The 23048-nt window shown below is 73.5% G+C and carries 23 protein-coding genes; 9 read left to right on the top strand and 14 right to left on the bottom strand.

The features are described from left to right. Nucleotides 1-133 precede the first annotated feature (133 nt). Nucleotides 134-1039, bottom strand: a complete 906-nt coding sequence (locus tag ACFYS8_RS28915; RefSeq protein WP_387646360.1) for a hypothetical protein — start codon at nucleotides 1037-1039, stop codon at nucleotides 134-136. Nucleotides 1040-1314: 275 nt separating this feature from the next. Here ACFYS8_RS28915 and ACFYS8_RS28910 point away from each other — a divergent pair, with 275 nt between their 5' ends. After that, nucleotides 1315-1812, top strand: coding sequence for an SsgA family sporulation/cell division regulator (locus ACFYS8_RS28910; RefSeq protein WP_387646357.1), 498 nt, complete (start codon nucleotides 1315-1317; stop codon nucleotides 1810-1812). Here the strand turns inward: ACFYS8_RS28910 and ACFYS8_RS28905 are convergent. From ACFYS8_RS28905 to ACFYS8_RS28895, 3 genes are all read right to left on the bottom strand, one after another. Next, nucleotides 1731-3065, bottom strand: a complete 1335-nt coding sequence (locus tag ACFYS8_RS28905) for a GAF domain-containing protein (RefSeq protein WP_387646354.1) — start codon at nucleotides 3063-3065, stop codon at nucleotides 1731-1733. The genes ACFYS8_RS28910 and ACFYS8_RS28905 overlap by 82 nt on opposite strands. Before the next feature lie 193 nt (nucleotides 3066-3258). Beyond that, nucleotides 3259-4245 carry a M56 family metallopeptidase gene (locus tag ACFYS8_RS28900; protein ID WP_387646352.1) on the bottom strand — a complete coding sequence of 329 codons (987 nt, stop codon included), beginning with the start codon at nucleotides 4243-4245 and terminating at the stop codon, nucleotides 3259-3261. Next, a complete protein-coding gene (locus tag ACFYS8_RS28895) occupies nucleotides 4242-4610 on the bottom strand; it encodes a BlaI/MecI/CopY family transcriptional regulator (RefSeq protein ID WP_387646350.1) in 369 nt (122 codons plus the stop codon). Before ACFYS8_RS28895 ends, ACFYS8_RS28900 begins: the two co-directional genes overlap by 4 nt. A 189-nt stretch (nucleotides 4611-4799) precedes the next feature. Between ACFYS8_RS28895 and ACFYS8_RS28890 the strand changes: the two genes are divergently transcribed. From ACFYS8_RS28890 to ACFYS8_RS28875, 4 genes are all read left to right on the top strand, one after another. Further along, entirely contained in the window at nucleotides 4800-5438 is a 639-nt protein-coding gene (locus tag ACFYS8_RS28890) for a phosphatase PAP2 family protein (protein WP_387646347.1), read from the top strand. Between the two features lie 131 nt (nucleotides 5439-5569). Beyond that, nucleotides 5570-6691 carry a TIGR03364 family FAD-dependent oxidoreductase gene (locus ACFYS8_RS28885; protein ID WP_387646345.1) on the top strand — a complete coding sequence of 374 codons (1122 nt, stop codon included), beginning with the start codon at nucleotides 5570-5572 and terminating at the stop codon, nucleotides 6689-6691. 24 nt (nucleotides 6692-6715) lie between these two features. Continuing rightward, on the top strand, nucleotides 6716-7396 hold the full coding sequence (locus tag ACFYS8_RS28880; RefSeq protein WP_387646344.1) for a phosphonatase-like hydrolase: 681 nt from the start codon (nucleotides 6716-6718) through the stop codon (nucleotides 7394-7396). Nucleotides 7397-7583: 187 nt separating this feature from the next. Further along, entirely contained in the window at nucleotides 7584-8798 is a 1215-nt protein-coding gene (locus ACFYS8_RS28875; protein ID WP_387646341.1) for a glycoside hydrolase family 3 N-terminal domain-containing protein, read from the top strand. 18 nt (nucleotides 8799-8816) lie between these two features. Here the strand turns inward: ACFYS8_RS28875 and ACFYS8_RS28870 are convergent, their stop codons facing one another. The 9 genes from ACFYS8_RS28870 to ACFYS8_RS28830 form a co-directional block, all read right to left on the bottom strand. After that, entirely contained in the window at nucleotides 8817-9308 is a 492-nt protein-coding gene (locus tag ACFYS8_RS28870; RefSeq protein ID WP_387646339.1) for a DUF6584 family protein, read from the bottom strand. A 32-nt stretch (nucleotides 9309-9340) separates the two neighbouring features. Continuing rightward, nucleotides 9341-9892, bottom strand: coding sequence for a DUF6584 family protein (locus tag ACFYS8_RS28865; protein ID WP_387646337.1), 552 nt, complete (start codon nucleotides 9890-9892; stop codon nucleotides 9341-9343). 13 nt (nucleotides 9893-9905) lie between these two features. After that, the gene (locus tag ACFYS8_RS28860; RefSeq protein ID WP_387646334.1) at nucleotides 9906-10448 is read right to left on the bottom strand and encodes a DUF6584 family protein; all 543 of its coding nucleotides are present in this window, start codon (nucleotides 10446-10448) and stop codon (nucleotides 9906-9908) included. A gap of 142 nt (nucleotides 10449-10590) precedes the next feature. Continuing rightward, nucleotides 10591-10911, bottom strand: coding sequence for a DMT family transporter (locus ACFYS8_RS28855; RefSeq protein WP_387646332.1), 321 nt, complete (start codon nucleotides 10909-10911; stop codon nucleotides 10591-10593). Next, nucleotides 10911-11579 (bottom strand): HAD family hydrolase, encoded by a 669-nt coding sequence (locus tag ACFYS8_RS28850; RefSeq protein ID WP_387646329.1) that lies wholly within the window; start codon nucleotides 11577-11579, stop codon nucleotides 10911-10913. The genes ACFYS8_RS28855 and ACFYS8_RS28850 overlap by 1 nt, the downstream gene beginning before the upstream one ends. 363 nt (nucleotides 11580-11942) lie before the next feature. Next, nucleotides 11943-13022 (bottom strand): ABC transporter ATP-binding protein, encoded by a 1080-nt coding sequence (locus ACFYS8_RS28845; RefSeq protein WP_387646327.1) that lies wholly within the window; start codon nucleotides 13020-13022, stop codon nucleotides 11943-11945. 22 nt (nucleotides 13023-13044) lie between these two features. Continuing rightward, the gene (locus ACFYS8_RS28840; RefSeq protein WP_387646325.1) at nucleotides 13045-13872 is read right to left on the bottom strand and encodes an ABC transporter permease; all 828 of its coding nucleotides are present in this window, start codon (nucleotides 13870-13872) and stop codon (nucleotides 13045-13047) included. Continuing rightward, nucleotides 13860-14840: an ABC transporter permease gene (locus ACFYS8_RS28835; RefSeq protein WP_387646323.1), complete on the bottom strand. Its 981-nt coding sequence runs from the start codon at nucleotides 14838-14840 to the stop codon at nucleotides 13860-13862. Before ACFYS8_RS28835 ends, ACFYS8_RS28840 begins: the two co-directional genes overlap by 13 nt. Before the next feature lie 8 nt (nucleotides 14841-14848). Then, the gene (locus ACFYS8_RS28830) at nucleotides 14849-16015 is read right to left on the bottom strand and encodes an ABC transporter substrate-binding protein (RefSeq protein WP_387646320.1); all 1167 of its coding nucleotides are present in this window, start codon (nucleotides 16013-16015) and stop codon (nucleotides 14849-14851) included. Between the two features lie 312 nt (nucleotides 16016-16327). On the opposite strand from ACFYS8_RS28830, the gene ACFYS8_RS28825 reads away from it, so the two are divergent. The 3 genes from ACFYS8_RS28825 to ACFYS8_RS28815 all read left to right on the top strand — a co-directional run bounded on the left by ACFYS8_RS28825 (nucleotide 16328) and on the right by ACFYS8_RS28815 (nucleotide 20362). Further along, nucleotides 16328-17095 (top strand): GntR family transcriptional regulator, encoded by a 768-nt coding sequence (locus ACFYS8_RS28825; protein ID WP_387646318.1) that lies wholly within the window; start codon nucleotides 16328-16330, stop codon nucleotides 17093-17095. A 43-nt stretch (nucleotides 17096-17138) separates the two neighbouring features. Next, nucleotides 17139-17543 carry a RidA family protein gene (locus ACFYS8_RS28820; RefSeq protein ID WP_387646315.1) on the top strand — a complete coding sequence of 135 codons (405 nt, stop codon included), beginning with the start codon at nucleotides 17139-17141 and terminating at the stop codon, nucleotides 17541-17543. Nucleotides 17544-17812: 269 nt separating this feature from the next. Next, the gene (locus ACFYS8_RS28815) at nucleotides 17813-20362 is read left to right on the top strand and encodes an ABC transporter permease (protein ID WP_387646313.1); all 2550 of its coding nucleotides are present in this window, start codon (nucleotides 17813-17815) and stop codon (nucleotides 20360-20362) included. Nucleotides 20363-20398: 36 nt separating this feature from the next. Here ACFYS8_RS28815 and ACFYS8_RS28810 read toward each other — a convergent pair whose 3' ends face one another. Further along, nucleotides 20399-20602: a hypothetical protein gene (locus tag ACFYS8_RS28810; RefSeq protein WP_387646310.1), complete on the bottom strand. Its 204-nt coding sequence runs from the start codon at nucleotides 20600-20602 to the stop codon at nucleotides 20399-20401. 116 nt (nucleotides 20603-20718) lie between these two features. Between ACFYS8_RS28810 and ACFYS8_RS28805 the strand changes: the two genes are divergently transcribed. Next, nucleotides 20719-23037, top strand: coding sequence for a SpoIIE family protein phosphatase (locus tag ACFYS8_RS28805; protein WP_387646307.1), 2319 nt, complete (start codon nucleotides 20719-20721; stop codon nucleotides 23035-23037). Nucleotides 23038-23048 lie beyond the last annotated feature (11 nt).

Below are 23048 nucleotides of genomic sequence, written 5' to 3'. Positions count from 1 at the left end.
TCCGTGGCTGCGGAGGGTCAGAGACGGGGGCCAGAAACGGCGGAACGCTCCGCGCCCTGTTGATCCTCCGCAGGCACGGCCCCGCCGTTCCCCGGGCCCCTGGCGGGGGCTCCGCTTCCCCCCTGCCGCAGGCTCAGAAGCTGCCGCGGGCTGCGACTGCGCGGGTGGTGGGGAGGGCGAAGGCGGAGGCGGTCCAGGTTTCCGGGGTGGTGGGGGTGGGGGCGGCGAGGGCGCCGGTGACGGTGAAGGTGTAGGTGCCGGGGGGCAGTTGGAGGTGGGACGGGGTGGTGAAGCGGTAGATCAGGGTGTCGCGTTCGAGGGCGATGGTGGCGACCGCGCCCGGCAGGTCGGTGGCGGGGGCGGTGCCGGGGAGGGCGGCGGGGCGGGCGAGGCGGAACTCGACCTGGAGGGCCGTCATCGTTTCGTCGAGCTGGATCTGTACGACGTGCCGGGTGCCGGCGCGGCCCAGGGCGTCCACCCGGGCGGTGCCGCTCAGCGGCTGCGAGGGGGCGGGCGCGGCCGTCGGTGAAGGCTCGGCGGGGTTCAGGGGCGAGAGGGTGTCGCTCGGGGACGGCGTCGGGGACGGCGTGGTGGGGCCGGCGGGGATCGACGGCGAGGGCCGGGTCGACGGGGCGGCGGGGATGCTCGGCGAAGCGGAGGGTGCGGCCGGGCCGGTGGCGGCTGCGGGGCGGGCTCCGGTGCGGGTCGGTCCCGGGACGGGGGAGGCGGTCGCGGAGCTGCGCGGGGGCGGCGGGGTGTCGGTGGGCTCGTCGACGGGGGTGGCGTCGGTCGTGGGCGAGGCGTCGGGGCTGGGGACGGGCGGGCCGCCGACGGTGACTCCGGGGCGGCGGCCGATCTGCTGCTGTTCGTTCAGCAGCCAGGTGGTGGCCAGGCTGATGCCGACCACCGTGGACATCGCCATCGCCGCGCCGGAGAAGCGGATGGTGGGCAGCCGGAGCCGTCCGCCGAAGGGCCGGGGGCGGCCGTGCCGGCCGGTTCGCCCGGCGGCGACGGGCCGGGAGTGCTCGCGGAGCGCCACCGGGCTCCCCTTCCTGGGTCTGGTCCGCGTCCGGCGTTCGGTCCGAACGCCACGCCGCATCCCGCGCCGCCGGGGGTGCCCGGACGAACGGCGGAGGAAGGACGAGAGTACCAGCGGCCTGACGGTCCGCCAGATTCCGGACCGAACCCGGGTGCGAATCGGGCCGCCGCCCGCCGGCCGGAAGCGGACACCCGTGCAACCCCCTGCAACCGTTGCGGGCGCCGGTGTGCGGGAGCAGGCTTGGCGGACACCCAGCCCGCCCCGGAGAGACAGTCATGCCGCGCGATCCGCTGCCCGCCCCGTCCGACCAGCCGCTCGCCGCCACCCCCACGGGCGGCGAGCCGGCCGGTGCCGCCGTGCCCCGGGTGCTGGAGGAGACGCTGGTGCTGCGGATCGCGCTGGACGAGGAGCAGGTCGGCGAGGTGCGGACGCGGTTCCGCTACGACGCCGCCGCGCCGTACGAGGTGCGCCTGACGTTCCACGCGGGGCGTCCCGACGAGGCGGACTGGGTGTTCTCCCGCGATCTGCTGCGGGACGGCCTGGATTCGTTGTCCGGCCAGGGCGACGTCAAGTTGTGGCCCACTCACTGCCCGTGCCACGGGCTCACCCTGCACCTGGCGCTGGAGTCCCCGCACGGCAGTGCGCTGTTGGAGGTGCCCCGGCCGCAGGTGAAGGACTGGCTGGAGCACAGCTACCGGATCGTCCCGGACGGCCAGGAGGCCGAACTGCTGCCCGACGACGAGGAGTTGGCGAAGCTGCTGGCCGAGGGCTGAGCCGCTCCGGGCAGTCGCAGTACGCCGTGTGCCAGGTCGGCCCGCAGTGCCCGTACGGCCGGGGCGGCCGAGCCGGGCAGCAGGTCGTACGGGTCGTCGGGGCCGAGCACCGTCACCTGGGCGCAGTTCGCCAGCCGGTACGGGCGGGCCTCCAGCAGCGGGCCCAAGTGCCGTCGCAGGCGGGAGAGTTCGGCGCGGACGGTGACGGTGCGGGCGGCGTCGGCGAACAGTTCCTCGGCGAGTTCGGCGGCGCTCAGGCCGTCCCGGTGCAGGGCCAGCAGCAGGAGCAGTTCGGTGTGCCGCGGGCTCGGGGTGTGCGACCAGCTGCCGGCGCTGCCGTTCACCCGCAGCTCGGGACGGTCGGTGCGGCGCAGGTCGAGTTCGATCAGGCCGGCGCCGGGGTGCTCGGCGTCCTCGGCGGGCCGCGGCGCGGACGGGCGGATCAGCCAGCCGTCGGCCAGCGGCTCCACCACGCACTCGCCGAGGGTCGGTACCCAGCGCACCCCGCCGCCCTCCCAGTTCTCGGCGGGCAGCGCCAGCCGGGGCGAGGCGGGGACGCCGACCGCGGCGGCCGTCCAGCCGGCCGGGTCGACCACCAGCGCGGGGCCGCCGAAGCGGGCCAGCAGCGGTACCGCGACGGTGCGCAGGTGGTGCAGGGCCTCCAGGTGGGCGGCGCGCAGTTCGGTCTCGGCGAGGCGGGCGGCGGTCAGCGCGAGCTGCCGCAGGTAGTGGTGGTCGCCGGCGGCGGGGCCGCTCAGGTCGACCACGCCGGCCGGGCGGCCGGTGCGCGGGTCGCGGATCGGCACGCCGTAGCAGCTCCAGTTCTGGTGGCTGCGCAGGTAGTGCTCGGCGGAGTGCACCTTGGCGGGCCGGCCGGTGCGGGCGGCCAGGCCGATGGCGTTGGTGCCGACCTCCTCCTCGGCCCACAGCGCGCCCTGCTCGAAGCCGATCGAGTCCACCGCGCGGCGCAGCCGCTGCTCGCCGTCCATCCACAGGACCCGGGCCTTGGGGTCGGAGACCGCGAGCACCAGCGGGGTGGAGTCGCCGGGCGCGAACAGGGTGGAGCGCAGCACCGGCAGGACGGCGGCCAGGCCGGTGGCGCGGCGCAGTTCCTCCAGTTCGGCGGGCGGCAGCCGGTGGGTCTCGCGGGGGCGTTCCGGGTCCAGGCCGAGGCGGCGCAGGCGGGCCCAGGAGTCCTCGATCTCCGGTCGGACGGGGTGGTCGTCGTCGGGGGCGGGCCGCTCGCCCGCCATGATCCGTTCGTATGCGCGGGCGGGGAGGTGCACGCGGGTCGGGGGCCGGACGCCTCTGCTGCCGTGCTGCATGCGTACCCCCCGTGTCGACGTCGGCTGTCAGCGTAGGCCGGTTCGGCGTGGACACGCCGAACCGGGGAAATGATCTCGTGCACGCGGCGGCTGCCGGTGCACACTGGCCGGTTCCGCCCGGTCAGCGGTGCTGTGCGGGGCGCTCGCCCTGGGCGGTTTCGACGGCCCGGTGGAGGTCGTGGCCGGCCTCCGCGATGGTGACGGCGGTGCCGGCCAGGCAGCCGGCCAGCGCGAGCGCGGCCAGGGCGCGGGAGGCGCGGCGGTGGCGCGGGGGGCCGGGGGTGAGCAGGGCGCGGACCCGGCGGGGCACCGGGCCACCGGCGGCGGCGGGCGCGAGCCGGGGGCGCGGGGCGGCCGGGGCGCGGGCGGCGGCGAGTGCGGCGCGGCCGATCGCCCGGGCGATGAGCGCCCGGTCGCCGACCTCGGCGGCGGCGCACTCGTCGGCCCAGCGCTCCAGGTGGTAGCCGAGCGAGCCGCGCAGCGGCCGCAGCGCGGGGTGGCAGGCGGCGGCGTACTCGGCGGCGGCCAGCAGCAGGTGGTGGCGGCCGGCCAGGTGGGCGCGCTCGTGGGCGAGCAGCGCGGCCCGCTCGGGGGCGCTGAGCGCGGCCAGCATGCCGGTGGTTGCGACGATCCGGGGCGGGCGGCCGGGCAGCGCGTAGGCGTCGGCGCGGTCGTCGTCGAGGACGGTGAGCGCGGCCGGGCCGGTGCGGCGCAGCCGGTCGCGCAGGCCGGTGGGCGCCCCGCCGGTGGCGCGGCGGGCGCGGCGCAGGTCGGCCAGCTGGTGGTGGGCGGTGCGGGCGGCGAGTGCGCCGATCACCAGCAGGGCGAGCGCGGCGGCGGCCGCGGCGGGCGCCCACTGCGTGCCGGAGAGTGCGTCGGGCAGGCCGTGGGCGGGGGAGAAGTGGGCGAGCGCGCCGATGTACGGCAGGTGCAGCAGGCCGGTGACGGTGAGCAGGCCGAGCGAGCCCAGCGCGGCGGTGCCGAGGACGACGGCGGTGCTGGCCAGGGTGAGTGCGGCGGCGCGCGGGGCGAGCTGCTCGGTGAGCCGGCGGGCCAGCGGGGCGGCGAGCAGCGGCAGCAGCAGCGGGATCCAGACGGCCCAGGTCACGGTTGCTCCCCGAGCAGTTCGCGGAGCAGCCGTTCGTCCTCGCCGGACAGGTCGGAGACGAACCGGGCGAGCACGGTGGAGCGGTCGCGGCCGCGTTCGAGTTCGGTGCGCATCCGGCGGGCGGCGAGGCCGTCGGCGTCCTGGACGGTCGGGGTGTAGGCGAAGGCCCGGCCCGCCTTGGTGCGGGCGACGGTGCCCTTCTCGTGCAGCCTGGCCAGGATGGTGGCGATGGTGGTGCGGGCCAGGTCGGCGTCGAGCGCGTCCTGCACCTGCTGCGGCGTGAGCGGGGTGCCGGCGGCCCAGAGGACGGCGAGCACCTGGGCTTCGAGCTCTCCCGCCGGCCGACGGGCGGTCGTGTCCGTCATGTCGCGCGAACCTCCGGCGTTCGTCTACAGTCCTGTCGATCGACGTCTACACCACTGTAGACGCCAAGGGGGTGCCCGGAACCGGACCCCCCCAAGGTAACGGGAGGTCCGCCAGCCTTGCCCCAGTCACTGCTCCTCGGAACCGCGAGCACGCCGCACGCCGCGTCCGTTCTGGTACATGTTGTCCCTGTGACTCCGAACGTTCATCCCTCCGCCCGCCTGCTCGCCTACGACGGCAGCGGCATCGACGGCAGCCTCTACACCCGGGTCACCGGGTGGGCCGAGTCCGCCCCGCACTGGTTCGACCAGCTGACCAAGGAATGGTCCGCGTACGGCCTCGCGGTGTTCGCGCTGCTGATGGTGTGGGGCTGGTGGCGGGCCCGGGCCGCCGACTCGGTGGTGATGGCCCGGGTGCTGGCCTCGCCGCTGATCGTGGTCGGCGCGTACCTGGTCAACTCGGTCTTCAAGGGGATCGTCGAGGAGAACCGGCCCTGCCAGCAGATTCCCGGCAGCTTCACCCTCGAGGCCTGCCCGGCGCCCGGCGACTGGTCGTTCCCCAGCAACCACACGGTGATCGCGTTCGCCGCCGCCACCGCGCTCTGGTACGCCGACCGCCGGCTCGGCTGGATCGGCCTGGTCGCCGCCGTGCTGATGGGCGCCTCCCGGGTCTGGGTCGGCGCGCACTACCCGCACGACGTGGCGGTGGCCGCGGTGGTCGGCATCGTGGTGGCGCTCCCGCTGGCGGCGCTCGCCGGACGGGCCGCACCGCTGGTCTCCCGCCTGCGAACCGGCCCGCTGGGCCCCGTTCTCGGAGCCGGAGCCGCCTGACCTCTCGCAGGTTGTTCGGAGCCGGAGCCGCCTGACCTCTCGCAGGTTGTATGGACAACTCTTGCGGGCGGTTCACCTGTCCGACGGGAGCCGGACGACCTGCGGCCACCTCGGCGCCCGAGCCTGTCCGCATGAAGGTAATCGTCGTAGGAGCCGGCGTGCTGGGCACCATGCACGCCTGGCAGGCCGTCGAGCGCGGCCACGAGGTCGTCCACATCGAGCGCGAGGCCGAGGCACGCGGCGCGTCCGTCCGCAACTTCGGACTGGTCTGGGTCAGCGGACGCGCCGCCGGTGAGGAACTCGAGGTCGCGCTGCGCGCCCGCGAACTCTGGGAGCAGATCGGCGCCCGCGTCCCCGGCCTCTGGTTCCGCCCCAACGGCTCGCTCACGCTGGCCCGCACCGAGGCCGAACTCACCGTCGCCGAAGCCGCCGTGAACCTGCCCGACGCCGCCGCCCGCGGCTACCGGCTGCTCGACGCCGACCAGGTCCGGGCCCTCAACCCGGCGCTGCGCGGCGACTTCCTCGGCGGCCTGCACTGCACCCGGGACGGCGCCGTCGAATCCCGGGTCGCCCAGCCCGCGCTGCGCGCCGCGCTGGAGGCCACCGGCCGCTACACCTTCCTGCCCGGACGCGAGGTCCGCGAGGTGGTCGGCACCGCCGCCGTCCGCGACGACCACGGGCAGCTGCACCAGGGCGACCAGGTCATCCTGTGCACCGGCGCCTGGCTCGGCGGCCTGGTCCGCGAACTCGCCCCCGACCTGCCGGTGCGCCGGGTGCGCCTGCAGATGATGCAGACCGACCCGCTGGGCGAGACGCTCACCACCTCGGTCGCCGACGGCGACTCGTTCCGCTACTACCCCGCCTTCATCGGCCCCGAGCTGGACGCGCTGCGCGCCGGCCAGCCGCAGCCGCCGGTCGCCGCCGAGCACAAGATGCAGCTGCTGATGGTCCAGCGCAAGGACGGCGGCCTCACCATCGGCGACACCCACGAGTACGACCAGCCGTTCGGCTTCGACGTGGTCGAGGACCCCTACGAGCACGTCGCCGAGGTCGCCGAGACGCTGCTCGGCCGCCCGCTGCCGAAGATCCGCCGCCGCTGGGCCGGCGTCTACGCCCAGTGCCTGGACACCACCCGGGTGGTGCACCGCCAGCAGATCACCGAGGGCACCTGGCTGGTCACCGGCCCCGGCGGCCGCGGCATGACCTGCTCGCCCGCCATCGCCGAGACCACCGCCGACCTCGCCGGCCTCTGACACCTTCGATCGCATAGGCAGAACATGACCACGCACGATGTGACTCTGGTGGTGCTCGACATGGCCGGCACCACCGTCGCCGACGACGGCCTGGTGGAGCTCGCCTTCGCCGCCGCCGCCCGCTCCCAGGGCGTCGAACCCGGCAGCCCCGAGCACGCCGGCATGCTGGCGCACGTCCGCGCCACCATGGGCGAGTCCAAGATCTCGGTCTTCCGTCACCTGTTCGGCGACGAGGACCGCGCCCAGGCCGCCAACCTGGCCTTCGAGGCCGGCTACGACAGCCTGGTCGACGAAGGCCGCTGCGAGGCGCTGCCCGGCGCTGCCGAGGCGATCGCCGAACTGCGCGGGCAGGGACGGAAGGTCGTCCTCACCACCGGCTTCTCCCGCACCACCCAGGACCGCATCCTGGCTGCGCTCGGCTGGGAGTCCGTCGCCGACCTGACGCTGTGCCCCGCCGACGCGGGCCGCGGCCGCCCCTACCCTGACATGGTGCTCACCGCGCTGCTGCGCACCCGCACCGACTCGGTCCGGCAGATCGCGGTGGCCGGCGACACCGGCTACGACATGCTCACCGGCACCCGGGCCGGCGCGTCCGTGGTGGCCGGCGTGCTCACCGGCGCCCACGACGAGGCCCGGCTGCGCGCCGACGGCGCCACCCATGTGCTCGGCTCGATCGCCGAGCTGCCGGGGGTGCTGCTCGGCTGAGGTGCTGTACGGCTGGCGTGCTGCTCGGCTGAGGTGCTGTACGGCTGAGGTGCTGTACGGCTGGCGTGCTGCTCGGCTGACGTGCTGTTCAGTGGCCCCGGGGCGGTGACGCCCCGGGGCGCGGGTGGGCCAGCCCGAGGGCGCGCGTGGGATGGCCCGATGGTTGTTCGCGTGCTTATCTGACGGTATGTCGCTCTCACTGAGGTCGGTCGGCCTGCTCACGCTCGGACTGGCGCTGGCCGCCGGCTGCGGATCGCCCGCCAAGAGTCCGTCCCCGAGCCCCGCGACCGGCAGCGCCGAGCCGACCACGAACGCGCAGCCCACCAGCCCGTCGCCGTCGCTCTCGCCGACCGCCTCGCCGTCGCCGACCGCCTCGCCGACCGCCCAGCCGTCGGCGGCCGCCGCCGACCTCGCCGGGCAGCGGATCGTCTACTCCTACCCCGGCACCACCCCGCCCGCCGCGCTGCTGCAACGCATCCGCGAAGGCCGGGTGGCCGGAGTGATCTTCTTCGCCGAGAACGTCGGCAACGACCCGTCCGTGCTGCGCACCGCCGTCAGCCAGCTCCGGCAGGCCGAGCAGCAGGCCCCGCACCCCCGGCCGCTGCTGCTGATGACCGACCAGGAAGGCGGCCTGGTCCGGCGACTGCCCGGCGGTCCCGCCCAGTCCGCGAAGGACGTCGGCCGGGCCGCCAACCCCACCGCCGCCGCCACCGCGACCGGCGGCCAGGCCGCCGCGACGCTCTCCGGCTTCGGACTCAACCTCAACCTGGCGCCCGTCCTCGACGTCTTCCGCACCCCCGGCGACTTCGCCGACAGCGCCCAGCGCTCGTACAGCACCGACCCCGCGGTCGTGGGCAAGCTCGGCTCCGCGTTCATCAAGGCCCAGCAGGGCGCCGGCGTCGCCGCCACCGCCAAGCACTTCCCCGGCCTCGGCAGCGCCCCCGCCGGAGCCAACACCGACGAGGAACCCGTCACCCTGAACGTCTCGGCGGACCAGCTGCGCACCGTCGACGAACGCCCCTACCAGGACGCGGTCGCCGCCAACGTCAAACTGGTGATGCTCTCCTGGGCGATCTATCCGGCCCTCGACCCCGGCACCCCCGCCGGGATGTCCGGCACCATCGTCCGCGACGAACTCCGCGACCGCCTCCACTTCCAGGGCGTCACCGTCACCGACGCGCTGGAGGCCAAGGCACTCGACCCCGTCGGCGGCACCGGCAAGCGTGCGCTCGCCGTCGCGGACGCCGGAGTCGACCTGATCCTGTGCTCCGCCCGCGACGTCAACCAGGGCGACCAGGCCGCGACGGCCCTGGCGGGCGCGCTGGACTCCGGGGGCCTGGACCGGGACGCGTTCACCGCCTCCGCGAACCGGGTGGACGCGCTGCGGGACTCGCTCAAGTAGCGGGCGGCGTAGGCGGGTTCAGCGTTCGGTGGAGGGCAGGTGTCCGGCTGCGAGGCGGCGGCGGAGCTCGCGGAGCTGCTCGTCCGAGGCCGGCGGCGCGGACGGGACCGGAAGGATTTCCTCCCGGCCGTCGTCCGGAAGGTCCGACCAGGCGGGGAGACGGCCGGTTGCCTCGCGGTGCAGGATGGCGAGTCGGCGGCGGGCCGTCGGTGTCGACGGCGGGTTGCGCTCGGGATCGGGCCAGACCAGCAGCTTGAGACGGCGGGCCGGGTCGCGGAACTGCCGTTCGAACGCTTCGAGTTCGGGCCAGGTCAGCGCGTCGTCCAGGAAGTTCCACCGGCCGACCTGGGCCGCGTGCATCCAGTCGTGGTACGCCTTGGCGAAACGGCGGCGGATCGTCAGGTCGGTCGGGTAGCTCGACACCAGGCCGCGCAGCCGCCGCCGGGCCAAGTCGTCCCGGTGCTCGCGCAGGTCGGTGTCGACCTTGGCCAGGGTGGACTCGATGCTCACGGCCCGGATCATTGCCGCCCGGGGGCGGCTGGTCAACTGAGTTGGTGCAGGACCAGCGCGATCAGGGCCGCGCCGGCGGCGACGAGCAGCGTCAGGCGGAAGGCGGCGACGTACATCGGCATTCCGGGCGGGGGTGGCGCGAACTTGGGCCGCGGTGACGGCTGTTGGGGCGGGACCGGGGGCGGGGGCGGGTTCGTCGTTGCCGCGTCGTCCGGGTGGTCGGGCCAGGTGGGTGGGGTGCCGGTGGCCTGGTGATGGAGGGCGGCGAGTCGGCGGCGGGCGAGCGGGGTCGGCGGCGGGTTGTGCTCGGGGTCGGGCCAGCGCAGGACGGCCAGCCGGCGGGACGGGGCGCGGAAGCGGCGTTCGAAGGCGAGGAGTTCGTCCGTGGTGAGCGATTCGTCCAGGTAGTTCCACCGGCCCGACTCGTCGAGGTGGCCGATCCGGCGGTAGTGCTCGGCGAGGTGGTGGCGGAGCGCCAGGTCGGTCGGGCGGCTCGTCAGCAGGCCGAGCAGACGTTGGCGGGCCAGGTCGGGGCGGCCCTCGCGGGCGTCCTTCTCGGCTCTGGCCAGGGTGGATTCGGTCATTTGGTGGACGCTTTCACAGGAACCGGCGGACGGTGGTGATCGTGCCGATCACGGCCGGGGAGAGGAGGGCGGCGGCGGTGATCAGGCAGGTGGGGAGCAGGAAGCCGCGGGGTTCGGGCCCGGGGACCCGGTCCTCCGGGGCGATGTACGGATCGGTCCAGGTGACCGGGCCGCCGTCGCCGCCGGCGGCGGACTCGCGGAGGGCGGGCTCGCGGAGGGCGGGCTCGCGGAGGGCGGTAAGGCGGGCGCGGGCCGTCCCGGTCGGGGCGTGGTCCTCGGGGGCGCGCCGGCAGAGGGCGATCATCCGGCGCAGCGGATCCGGGTGGCGGGCCTCGAATGCCGCGGTCTCCGCCGGGTCGGCGGACTCGTCCAGGAAGTTCTGGCGCCCCGCCTCGGCCGGCTCGAGGTGCAGGCGGTACACGGCGGCCGGCCGGTGGCGCGCCGTCAGGTCGGTCGGGTGGTCCGCGATCAGGCTGCGCAGCCGCTGCCGGGCCATCGGGACGCGGCCGGCAGCCAGATCGGCGTCGGCGCGGGCGAGGGTGGCTTGCAGGGGCATGAGGGGATGCTGGCCGAGTGACGGCGGGGCGGTCAACTCGGTTTCTGTGCAGGTCAGCGGGTGGACCGCGGGTTGGTCGGGTGGTGCGGGGGCGCTCGGGGAGCGGTGGTGCGGGGGTGCTCGGGGAGCGGTGGTGCGGCGGTCAGTGGCTGGAACGCAGGTTGAGCAGGATCACGCCGGCGATCACCAGGGCGATGCCGCACCACTGGAGACGGCCCAGCGACTCGCCGAAGAAGGTGGCGCCGATGGCCGCGACCGCGGCCGTGCCCGCGCCGGACCAGACCGCGTACGCGACGGAGACCGGTATGTGCTTGAGGGCGCGGCCCAGCAGGTAGAACGACAGCACGTAGCCGACGGCGACGGCGAGGCTCGGCCACAGGCGGGAGAAGCCGTCGGTGAGCTTGAGCAGGCTGGTGGCGCAGACCTCGCTGGCTATCGCGAGGGCGAGCAGCAGATACGGCATCAGGACGCCGGGGCGACGGTGAGGGAGCCGAGGAGCGCGAGGTCCGCGCGCTCCAGGCTGTCCAGCACGGTGATGCCGTCGCCGGCCGGGATCGGGACGGTGGACGGCACCGCGAGGACGGCGCAGCCGGCGGCGTGCGCGGAGGCGACACCGGTCGGGGTGTCCTCGACGGCGACGCAGGCGGCCGGGTCAAGGCCGAGACGGTCGGCGGCGGCCAGGTACGGGTCCGGGGCGGGCTTGGTGCGGGGGGTGTCCTCGGCGGCGAGAGTGGTGGCGAACCAGTGCGGGCCGAGAGCGCTCAGCACGAGATCGACGACGCGGCGCGGGGACGCGGAGACCAGGGCGGCCGGGATCCGGGCCTCCTGGAGCGCGGCGAGCAGGGCGAGGGCGCCCGGGCGGGGCACGATCTCGGCCTCGACCTTGGCGGCGAAGGTGTTGTTCAGGTGCTCGACGAGGTCGGACTCGGCGCGGGCGGTGTGGCTGGTGCGGTGCAGGTGGGCGGCGGTGTGCTCGACGGCCTGGCCCAGGACGTCCGGCAGGTCGGCGTCGGTGAGGGTGAGGTCGAGCTCGGCGGCGAGTTCGGCCGCAGCCTGCCACCAGAGGTGCTCGGTGTCGACCAGGGTGCCGTCCATGTCGAACAGGACGGCGGCGGGGTGGGTTGCAGGCATGGCGGTACCTTACGTGGCTCATCGGGCAACGCGACGTGTCGCGGTGCGAGGTGACGCGGTGCGGGGCGGCAGGTGGTTGTCGGCGAGCGGCTGCGGCTCGTTGCCTTCCGCTTCGCGCAGTTCCACGCGCCCCTGCGGGGCGCGGAACTCTTGGGGGCGAGGAACGGAGAGGGCGCTACGGGGCGGCAAGTGGCCGTCGGCGAGCGGGTTTTGAGTTGGTGCCTTCCGTCTCGCGCAGTTCCCCGCGCCCCTGCGGGGCGCGGGATTTCAGCGGCGCTGACCTTCGCGGCGCTGACCTTCGCGGCGCGGGACTTCGGAGTGCTGGGCTTCCTGCCCGGAGGGCAGCGATTCCCCGGCGGGGCGTCAGGACGCCCGGTCGACGAGGACGGGGCGGGTGGGGAGGGTGAGGGTGGCGTGGGTGCCGAGGGGGAGGGTGGCGGCGGTTTCGGTGGGGAGGTCGGACTTGATTTCGGTGCCGTCGGGGAGGCGGACGGTGAGGCGGGTGACGGCGCCGAGGAAGGAGGCGGCAATGACCTGGGCGGGGCCGTCCGTCGCGGGGGTGAGCTGGACGTTCTCGGGGCGGACCAGGACGTGCAGGTCGCCGTCGGCGGGGAGGGTGCCGTCGACGGGGTGGCGGCGGCCGAGCACCTCGACCTGGCCGTCGGCGGTGCGCACGCACGGGATGCGGCTCATGGTGCCGACGAACTCGGCGACGAACGCGGTGGCCGGCCGGGAGTACAGCTCGGAGGGCGTCGCGCACTGCTCGAGCCGGCCGGCGCGCAGGACGGCGACCCGGTCGGCCATCGAGAGGGCCTCTTCCTGGTCGTGGGTCACGAACAGGGTGGTGATGCCGAGTTCCTGCTGGAGGCGGCGGATCTCCTCGCGCAGCGAGAGGCGGACCTTGGCGTCGAGGGCGGACAGCGGCTCGTCCAGGAGCAGGACGCGCGGCTGGAGGGCGAGCGCGCGGGCGAGGGCGATGCGCTGCTGCTGGCCGCCGGACATCTGGTGCGGGTAGTGGTCGGCGCGCTGCGGCAGGCCGACGAGTTCGAGCAACTCGTGGGCGCGCTTGCGGCGTTCGGCCTTGGCGGCGCCGCGCATGCGGAGGCCGAAGGCGACGTTGTCGGCGGCGGTGAGGTGCGGGAAGAGGCTGTAGGACTGGAACACCATGCCGGCGTCGCGCTTGTGGGCGGGGATCCGGGTGATGTCCTCGCCGTCGACCAGGACCTCGCCGGAGTCGTGGGTCTCGAACCCGGCAAGGATGCGCAGCGCGGTGGTCTTGCCGCAGCCGGACGGGCCGAGCAGGGCGAGGAGTTCGCCCGGGTTGACCGTGAGGTCGAGGCCGTCGAGGGCGGTGGTGGCGCCGAACTGCCGCCGCAGCGAGCGGAATTCGACGGTGGCGCTGGTGCCGGTGGCTGCGGTGGGGGCGGCGGTGGCGGTGCTCATGGGTGGTGGTCTCCGGGGAGGCTCAGGAGGCGGTGGCGGTCTTGTGGCGGCGCTCGCGGCCGGCGGCGGCCAGCAGGAGCAGCAGCACCCAGGTGATCAGCAGGCTGAGCACGGACACCGCGACGGACATCTGGCCCTGGCTGTTGCCGACCGAGTAGATCCACACGGCGAAGGGCTGGTAGCCGAGGATCGAGGCGGTGGTGAACTCGCCGAGGACCATGGCCAGGGTGAGGAAGGAGGCGTTCAGCAGCGCGCCGCGCAGGTTCGGCAGGATCACCTGGACGACGGCCCGCGGCCAGCTCGCGCCGCAGTTCCGGGCGGCCTCGACCAGGGTGCGGACGTCCACGGCGCGCAGGCCGGAGTCCAGGGCGCGGTAGGCCAGCGGCAGCGCCATCAGCACGTACGCGATCACCAGGACCAGCGGGAACTCCGGCTGCTGGATGAACACGAAGGTCTGGAAGAACGGGGTTTCCATCAGGTAGTCCGGGCCCCAGCGGAGCACGCCGATCAGGCCGGCGGTCAGCGCGACCGGCGGCACCACCAGCGGCAGGGTGCAGACGATTTCGAGCACCGGGCGGAGTTTCGGCGAGCCGAGCCGGACGGCGATCATCGCGGGCACCAGCAGGAGCAGCAGCACCACCACGGTGACGGCGGCGAGCTCCAGGGTGAGCAGCAGGCTGTCGGTGAAGCCGGGGGCGGACAGCAGGCCGGTGTAGGCGTCGAAGGTGATGCCGCCCCGGTTGTCGATGGAGAACCACACCGACGCGGCCATCGGGATCAGGAAGTACAGGCCGGCCAGCAGCAGGACCGCCCCGCGCCAGACCCGCAGACGGGAGATCAGCTGAGCCATCGGGCACTCCGGCGCTGGAGGGGCAGGTAGACGGCCATCACCAGGACGGCGACGATGATCATGTCCAGGCTGAGCGCCAGCGCCAGGTTGCCCTGGCCGGTCAGCACGTTGCCGGACAGCGCGTCGGCGATCTGGCGGCTGATCAGCGGCACGGTGGCGCCGACCATCGCGGCGGCGGTGGCGTACGCGGCGAACGCCGAGCCGAACAGCAGCACGAAACCGCCGAGCAGCGACGGGAACAGGATCGGCAGGGCGACGTGCCGCCAGTACTGGAGGCTGGTGGCCCGGTTGTTCTGGGCGGCCTCGCGCCACTGGACCCGCAGGCCCTCCAGCGCGGGGGTGATGGTGAGCACCATCAGCGGAACCAGGAAGTACAGGTAGGCGACCGTCAGGCCGGTGAAGCTGTACAGCGACCAGCCGTGGTCGGTCAGGTGGAACATCTTGGTCAGCTCGCCGGCGTTGCCGAGGGTGGCGACGAAGGCGAACGCCAGCGGCAGGCCGCCGAAGTTGGCGAGCACGCCGGAGGCGGTCAGCACCGCTTCGCGCAGCACCCGGAACCGGGAGGTGAGCACCGCCTGGGCGATCGGCACGCCGACCGCGGTGGCGATCAGGGCGGTGAGCGCGGACAGTTTCACGCTGGAGACCAGCGCCGTCCAGTAGGCGCCCTGCACCGAGTCGGTGAGGTTCGCGGTGGTGAACGAGCCCGCGCCGGTCTCCGCGTCGCTGGAGACGGTGAACGCGCCCGTGACGATGGCGATGGCCGGCAGGCCGAAGCCGATCAGGAAGAAGGCCAGCAGCGGGACGGTGGCCAGCCAGGACTTGCCGCGCAGCAGGCGGCGTCCGGCGGCCCCAGGGGTGGAGTTCAGCGGGGTGGGGGCAGGGGAGGTGATGGCGGTGTCGGTGGCCACCGGGCCGCCGCTGAGGTCAGCGGCGGCCGGGGCCGGCACCGGGGTGGGAGCCGTGGTCATGTCGGTGATCAGCCCGCGATCGCCTTGGCCCAGTTCTCGGTCACGACCTTCTTGGCCGCGTCGATCTGCTCCGAGCTGGGGAAGGTGGTGAACGGCTTCTCGACGAGCGGCAGCTTGGCCGCCGCGGCGGCGTCCAGGGTGCCGTCCTTCTTCATCGCGTCGAACAGCGCCGGGGTGGCGTAGCCGCCCATGAAGCCGTTCTGGCCCTCGGCGGAGTACAGGTACTCCATCCACAGGCGGGCGGCCGCCGGGTGCGGGGCGTCCTTGTTGATGGCCTGGTTGTAGAACTGGGCGTAGGAGCCGTCCGAGGGGATCGACACCTGCCAGTCGACGCCCTTGCCCTTGAACTCGTCGGTGTAGCCGGCGTTCAGGTACGACCAGTCGATCGAGATCGGGGTCTCGCCCTTCTCGACGGTCGCCGGGGTGGACTCGACCGGGTTGAAGTTGCCGGACTGCTTCAGCTTGGCGAAGAAGTCGATGCCGGGCTGGACGTTGTCCAGCGAACCGCCGTTGGCCAGCGCCGCCGCGTACACGCCGCCGAACGCCGAACCGGACTTGGTCGGGTTGCCGTTCAGCGCGACCTGGCCCTTGTACTCGGGCTTGAGCAGGTCGGCGAAGGTCTTCGGGCAGTTGGCGACCTTCTTGGCGTCGCAACCGATCGAGACGTAGCCGCCGTAGTCGTTGACCCGCAGGCCGGCCGCGTCCTTCATGGTGTCCGGGATCTTGTCGAACGACGCGACCTTGTACGGGGCGAGGATGCCCTCCTTGGCGGCGGACAGCGCGAACGCCGAACCCAGGTCCAGGGTGTCGGGCGCGCGGTCCTGGCCCTTGCGGGACTTGACCGCGTTGATCTCGTCCTGGCTGGAGCCGTCCGGGTTCTCGTCCTCGATCTCGATGCCGTACTTCGCCTTGAAGTCGTCCATCAGCTTGCCGTAGTTGGCCCAGTCGCGAGGCAGGGTGATGACGTGCAGCTTGCCCTCCTTCTTCGCGGCGGCCACCAGGCCGTCCATGCCACCGAAGTCGGCCAGCGAGGTGGCGGTCTTGGCGTTGCCCGAACCGCCCTTGGCGTCACCGGACTTGGCGGCCTGGCCGGCGGAGCCGCAGGCGGAGAGGGAGAGCGCGGCAGCGGTCAGCACGGCCGCGAGGGCGGCGGCGCGGTGGCGGTGCACGGTCACGGGAGGGTCTCCTGAAGGAAGTGGAGCTGCAGAGATCACAAGAGGTGTTCGGTGCGCGGCGCGGGATGTGTCGGGTAGTGACACGTGTCGGGTCCTGGCCAAGTTGGCCAGCCAACTTCCGTCGCCCGAGGTAAGTACGCCCGAGGCCGGTGACGGGAAAGTGAACGGACGGCCCAGCGCAGGGGGCGGCTGTCGGAACGGTCGCGCCCGGCGCCGGACGCTGCGGTGACAGCGGTTACAGTCAATGGTGTACGCGCGATCACAGCGCGGACACGGCCCAATCTCCTTACCAGGCAAGGGAAATCGACGCACGTGGCATCCGACCAGGACAGCGCCGCCGGCTCGCTCTACCGCAAGGTGGCCGCCGACCTGCGCGAAGCGATCACCTCCGGCTCGTTCGGCGACGCCGGACGACTGCCGGCGGAGGGCGCCCTCGCCGAGCAGTACGGCGTCTCCCGCGGCACCGTCCGGCAGGCCCTCGCCCTGCTGCGCGCCGACGGACTGGTCACCTCCCGCCGCGGCACCCGCCGGGTCGTCCTCGGCAGCGCCCGCGTGCAGTCCTTCTCCGAACTGCTCTCCTTCACCCACTGGGCCCGCTCCATGGGCGAAGAACCCGGCGGCCGACTGGAATCCATCGTCCGCCGCCCCGCCGACGCCGCCGAACGCGAACAACTGCGCCTCGAACCCGGCACCGAGGTCTACGCGATGCTCCGCCTGCGCACCCTCTCCGGCACCCCCGTCATGGTCGAACGCACCGTCTACCCGCCCCGGGTCGGCGAACTCGTCGCCCAACTGCCCCCCGACGCCGTCTCGCACACCGAACCGCTGCGCGAACACGGCATCCTGTTCAGCGACGCCGACCACACCATCGACGTGGTCGGCGCCAACGCCGACGACGCCCGGCTGCTCGGCTGCCGGCGGGGCAGCCCGCTGCTGCGCGAGAAGCGCCGCACCACGGACCCGACCGGCACGCCGGTGGAATGGTCGCAGGACCGGTACCTGCCCGGGACGGTGGCCTTCTCCATCCACAACTCCCTTGCCTCGTCGGCACTTTCGCGGCACGCGCGGGAGAACGACTGATATTCGGATGCCTGCGGCTCCGCTCGCGGGGCACTATCGGCGGATGACCGACATCACCCGCATCAGCCCCGCCGAACTCCACCCCACCGCCGGCTACGCCCACATCACCATCACCGAGACCGGCCGCACCGCGCACCTGGCCGGGCAGTGCCCGCTCGACCGCGACGAGCTTCTGGTCGGGGAGGGCGACCTGTTCGCCCAGATCGACCAGGTGGTGGCCAACTCGCTCGTCGCCCTGGCCGCCGCCGGCGTCGGCCCCGAGCGGGTGGTCCGCTCGGTGATCTACGTCGTCAGCGACCGGAGCGAGGAGCTGGGGGCCGCCTGGAAGCACCTGCAGGACGGCCCGCTCGCCCCCGCGTTCGCCACCGCCAGCACGCTGCTCGGCGTCGCCGCGCTGGGCTACCGCGGGCAGTTGGTGGAGATCGACCTGACGGCGGCGCTGGCCTAGCGAGCCGGCGCGGCGGCCTCGTCCTGGCGCGGGCGCGGGCGCCTCGCGCTGGTGGCGCGGCCGCTCGCACGCGTCGCGGCGACCGTCGCGTTCCGGGTGGCGGTGGGCTCACCCCCAGGGCGTCGTCCCGGGGGTGGACCGGACGCTGCCGCGTACGCCCGCACGGTACGTCAGTGGGCTGACGCACCGTCAGGTCCGGAGCCGCAAGATGGAGTTGTCGCCGTCCGGGCCGCTTCCCGGCCGCCCGCCTCGGTCAGGACAGAGCTCCCATGTACCGCACCGCACTGCGCAATCTGCTGGCCCACAAGGGCCGACTGCTGATGACAGCGCTGGCCATCATGCTCGGGACCGCCTTCGTGGCCGGCAGCATGGTCTTCTCCGACACCGTCGACCAGGCCACCCGGAACAGCTACTCGACCAGCTTCGACGACCTGTCGGTGATGGTCTCCGACCCGGCGGCGTCGGCCTCTGGCGGCTTCCGCGGCCAGCGGAGCTCGGCCCAGCTGAACGAGGAGACCGTCGCCAAGGTCGCGGCGCTCCCCGGGGTGGCGAAGACCCGGGCGGTGGTCAGTGACTTCACTGGCGTCGCCGACAAGCAGAACAAGCTGATCGGCCCGGCGTGGAGCGCCAGGTCCGCGAACTTCGTGCCGGACGCCTCCGGCAACGACCCGCGCTACCCGATGGTCCAGGGCCGCGGCCCGCGCGCCACCGGCGAGATCGCCCTCGACCGGAAGACCGCCGAGTCCGGCGGTTACCAGGTCGGCGACACCGTGCGGATCGCCACCAACGGCCCGGCCGTGGACACCCGGCTGACCGGAATCTTCACCACCACCGACCCGATGGTCGCCGGCGGCGGCTCGCTGACCCTGCTGGACACCGCCTCCGCGCAGCAGGCGCTGCTGACGCCCGGCCAGTTCAGCAGCATCGAGGTCACCGCCGAGCCCGGCGTCTCCGCCCAGGCGCTGCGCGAGCAGATCACGCCGGTGGTGGCGTACAGCAAGCGGTTCACCGTGCAGACCGCCGAGCAGCTGCGGACCGCCCAGTCCGAGATGATCTCCCGCCGCACCCACAGCCTGGGGCAGGTCCTCCTCGCTTTCGCCGCGGTTTCGCTCTTCGTCGGCATCTTCATCATCGCCAACACCTTCACCATGCTGATCGCCCAGCGGACCAAGGAATTGGCGCTGCTGCGCGCGATCGGTGCCGCTCGGTCCCAGGTCACCGGGTCGGTGCTGGCCGAGGCCGCGCTGATCGGCCTGGTCTCCGCGGCGGGCGGCCTGCTGGTCGGCATCGGCGTCGGCGCCGGCCTCCAGTGGGGCCTGAAGTCGGTCAACCGGGGCATGCCCACCGGCTCGGTGGTCGTCTCACCGGGCACCGCCGTCACCGTGCTGGCCGTCGGCGTGCTGGTCACCGTGGTCTCCGCCCTGCTGCCCGCCGTCCGGGCCTCCCGGATCGCGCCGGTGGCCGCGATGAGCAGCGGCGACCGGCCTGCCACCCCGAGGAGCCTGCTGATCCGCAACAGCATCGGCGGGCTGATCACCGCCCTCGGCCTCGGGCTGATCACGCTCGGCATCGTGTCCGACCACAGCAAGCAGCAGTTCATTCGGTGGGGTGCGCCGCTCGCCGCGATCGGGATCCTGATCCTGCTGCCGCTGCTCTCCCGTCCGGCGATCGGCCTGGCCCGCCCGGTCCTGGTCCGGCTGTTCGGCACCCCCGGCAAGCTGGCCGCACTGAACGCGGTACGCAGCCCGCGCCGCACCGCGGCCACCGCCGGCGCGATTGCCATCGGCCTCACCCTGGTCACCGCGATGACCGTGGTCGGCGCCTCGGTGACCGACGTGACCGCCCGATCCGTGGACGGCGCGGTCAAGGCCGACCTCGCCGTCGCCATGACCAACGGCCGAGGACTGTCCGCCCAGGTCCCCGCGGACATCGCCAAGGTGCCGGGCGTGACCTCGGTCAGCGCCGTCACCTCGGTGAACGCCAAGGTGAACGGCAACCCGCACACCGTCGAGGGCCTGGACGCGGACACCTTCGACCAGCTGGTCAAGCTGTCCATGACGGCCGGCTCCGCCGACACCCTGAAGCAGGGCCGGCTGCTGATCGACGCCGGCCTGGCGAAGAGCGAGGGCCTCGAGGCCGGCTCGACCGTCAAGATGAGCAACCCCGACGGGACGGAGAGCGCGCTGACCGTCGGCGGCGTCTTCGAGAACAACCAGCTGCTCTCCCCGGTCCTGCTCGCCAACTCCGTGATCGCCGCGCACAACCCGCAGCCCTTCATCGTCCAGGCACTGGTCAAGGGCACCAACGGGCCGACCCGGGAACTCAAGCAGGCCATCGCCACCGCCACCGGGAACAACCCGGTGATCGTGATCCGCGACAAGCAGGCCATGGCGGACGACTACAGCTCCACCGTGAACGCCACGATGAGCCTGCTGTACGTCATGCTCGGCATGTCCGTGCTGGTCGCGGCCCTCGGCGTGGTCAACACCATGGCGATGTCCGTCTTCGAACGCAAGCGCGAGATCGGCCTGCTGCGCGCACTCGGCCTGGACCGGGCCGGCATCAAGCGGATGGTCCGACTCGAATCGGCGGTCGTCTCGGTCTTCGGCGCCGTGGTCGGCATGGCCCTCGGCAGCTACCTGGCCAAGGCCGCGGTCAGCACCCTGTCCGTCCCGCTGCCCGGCATCAGCACCGTGCTGCCGTTCGGGGAGCTGCTCCTGTTCCTGGTCTGCGCCGGCGCGGTGGGCACCATCGCCGGCCTCTGGCCCGCCCGGCAGGCTGCCGGGACGGACATCCTGCACAGCATCAACGCGGCCTGAACCGACCGTCCCTGACGGCCGGACGGACCACCGGTACTAGCTCCGGGACAGGACGGTGTCCGTCCAGCGGCGGAGCAGGGTGAGCAGGGCCGTGAGGCGGCGTATTCCGCCCGGGAAAGCGGGCAGGAGCAGGACGGCGGGCAGGCAGGCCACGGTCACCAGGATCATGGGAAGCAGGGCCAGGGCCACGACCACTGCGCGCTGGCAGGCGGCCAGCTGTCGGACGACTGCGGTGAACATCAATGCGCCTTTCGCTGCGGGGGGTTGAGGGTTTCTCCTAGTCTTCGACGCAGGCCGAGGGTTGCACCAGGCGCAACGGGTTGCCACTTCCCGGCAACGGCCGGGGAGGGGAGCCCGTGACGCTCGAACCGCAGGGCGGCGAGCCGGAAGTCGCTGCCTTCACGGCCTTCCTGGGGCAGCTGTTCCAGGCCCTGGGGATCTCGCTCACCCGCTACGCCGCTCGCTGCAACTACGACAAGGGCACTGTCTCGCGGTACTTCAGCGGGGTGCGGATCGCTCCGAAGGACTTCGTGGACGAGCTGCTGCGTCAAGTCGCCGAGACCACAGGGGAGTCGGTCACTTCCGAGGTGCAGGAACACGTCCACCGGCTGCGGATGGAGGCGTTGCGGGTGCGCAACGCCTCCCGGCACGAGGTCGAGGAACTGCGCGACCGACTGGGCGCCGCGGAACGCGAGTTGCAGTTGGCGGACGTGCGGGAACGGCACCTGCTGGCCTCGCTGGCGGCGACGGAGGCGCAGGCACAGCAGGCCGAACAGCGCTACCGGCAGCTGGAGGCGGACCGGGCCGCGGCGCGGTACGGGACCGGGCCGGGGGAGCTGGAGCGGTGGGCGGACGGGCCGGACACCGAGCATGCGCGCGAGGAACTGCGCGCATTGAAACGGGAGTTGGATCTGCTGCGGGCGGAGCTGGCGCGCGCCCAGGAGTTGCGGCACGACGCGGAGGAGCAGTGCGTCCGCCTGGAGGCCCGGCTGCTGGCCGCCGAGGCTGCGCTGGTCACCCAACGGGCGCGCCACGAACGGGAGTTCAAGTACCGGGCGGAACTGGAGTCGCCGGCGGCGGTGCTGACGCGGGAGTTCGGCCGCAGGGTTGGCACCACCGTGGACCGGGACACCACGATCACCGAGCTGTGCGAGGTGTTCGTGCCGGGCTGGGCCGACCTGGCCACGGTCTACCTGCGGACCGAGTTCGTCGACACCCTCGCGGAGGACGAACTGCCGCGGCGCAACAGCAGGTTTCGGCTGGCCGGTCACGCCGGGGACAGCGACGGCCTGCTCGGGGTCTCGCCGCGGATGGGCGCGGTGCTGAGCATCGGGCCCGGCACCCCGGTCGGGCGCGCCCTGCAGGACGGCGAACCCGTCCTCACGCTGGTGGACGAGGGTCACGAACCCGGCCCGGAATCGTCGGTGCTGGCCCTCCCGCTGACGGTCCGGGGGCGGGTGTTCGGGGTGCTGCAACTGTTGCGGACGTCCGGCCGGGTGCCGTTCGAGTCCGCCGACGTTCCGCTGCTGCGCGGACTCGCCGAACGCGGGGCGCTACTGCTGGACAGCGCGCGGCTGCACCAGGCGGAGGCACGGCTGGCGGAGGCCCTCCAGCGTTCGATGATCCCGTCCCGCCCACCGCGGATCGCCGGTGTGCGGACCGCCCACCGCTACCTGCCCGGCGACCGCAGGGCCGGGGCGGGCGGCGACTGGTTCGACGTCGTCCAACTGACCGGCAACCGGGTCGCCCTGGTGGTCGGCGACGTGATGGGCCACGGCCTGGAAGCCGCCCAGACGATGAGCCGGCTCCGGGCGGGGGTGCAGGCCTTCACCCTGCTCGACGTACCGCCCGCACAACTGCTACGGCACCTCGACGACTTGGTCCTGCGCCTCGGCGTCGCTCAGCTGGCGACCTGCCTCTACCTGGTGTACGACCCGATCGCCCGCCGCTGCGAGGTGGCCTCGGCCGGCCACGCGCCGCCGCTGCTGCGCCATCCCGACGGCACCGTCGAGTGGCTCGCCGTGCCGCCCGGCCTCCCGATCGGCACCGGGGGCCTGCCGTTCACTGCCGTCGCCGTGGACGTGCCGGACGGCTCGATGCTGGTGCTCGGCTCGGACAGTCTGCTCCCGCTGCGTGACTACGAAGGGTTCGAGGAATTCGCCGAGCGCTGCGCCGAGTTGATCGGGCCGGATTCCGAACCGGAGTTGGTCTGCGAGAAGCTGCTGGCGGAACTGTCTTTGACGGCCCGCCGGGACGACCTTGCGCTGTTGGTGGTGGGACTCGACGGCATCCCCCTGGAACGGGTGGCGATCCACGTACTGCCGCAGCGCACCCGGGCGGCGAGGTACGCCCGGGGACTCGTCCGGGACCGGATCGTCGAATGGGGGCTGGAGATCGACCTCGACCTCGCCGAACTGCTGGCCGGTGAACTGGTCGCCGACGCCGTGCGGGTGTCCAGGCGACCGGTCGGTGTGCGGCTGGTGTGCACCGACCGGCTGCTGGTCGAGATCACCGACGACCACCACCAACTGCCCGTCCTGAAGGCGGCCGACCCGCTCGACGAGAACGCCGAACGCGGCCTGCTGATGGTGGCCCGGCTCGCCGACCGCTGGGGGGCCGAGCCCCGGGCGGGTGGGCGGACGGTGTGGTTCGAGCTGCGGCCCCGGGAGCGTTAGCCCGTCGACTT

The organism is Kitasatospora sp. NPDC004615, assembly GCF_042873545.1.
Classification (GTDB): domain Bacteria; phylum Actinomycetota; class Actinomycetes; order Streptomycetales; family Streptomycetaceae; genus Kitasatospora.
Note: the sequence above shows the minus strand (reverse complement) of the source record. Positions and strands in the feature narration are given on the sequence as shown.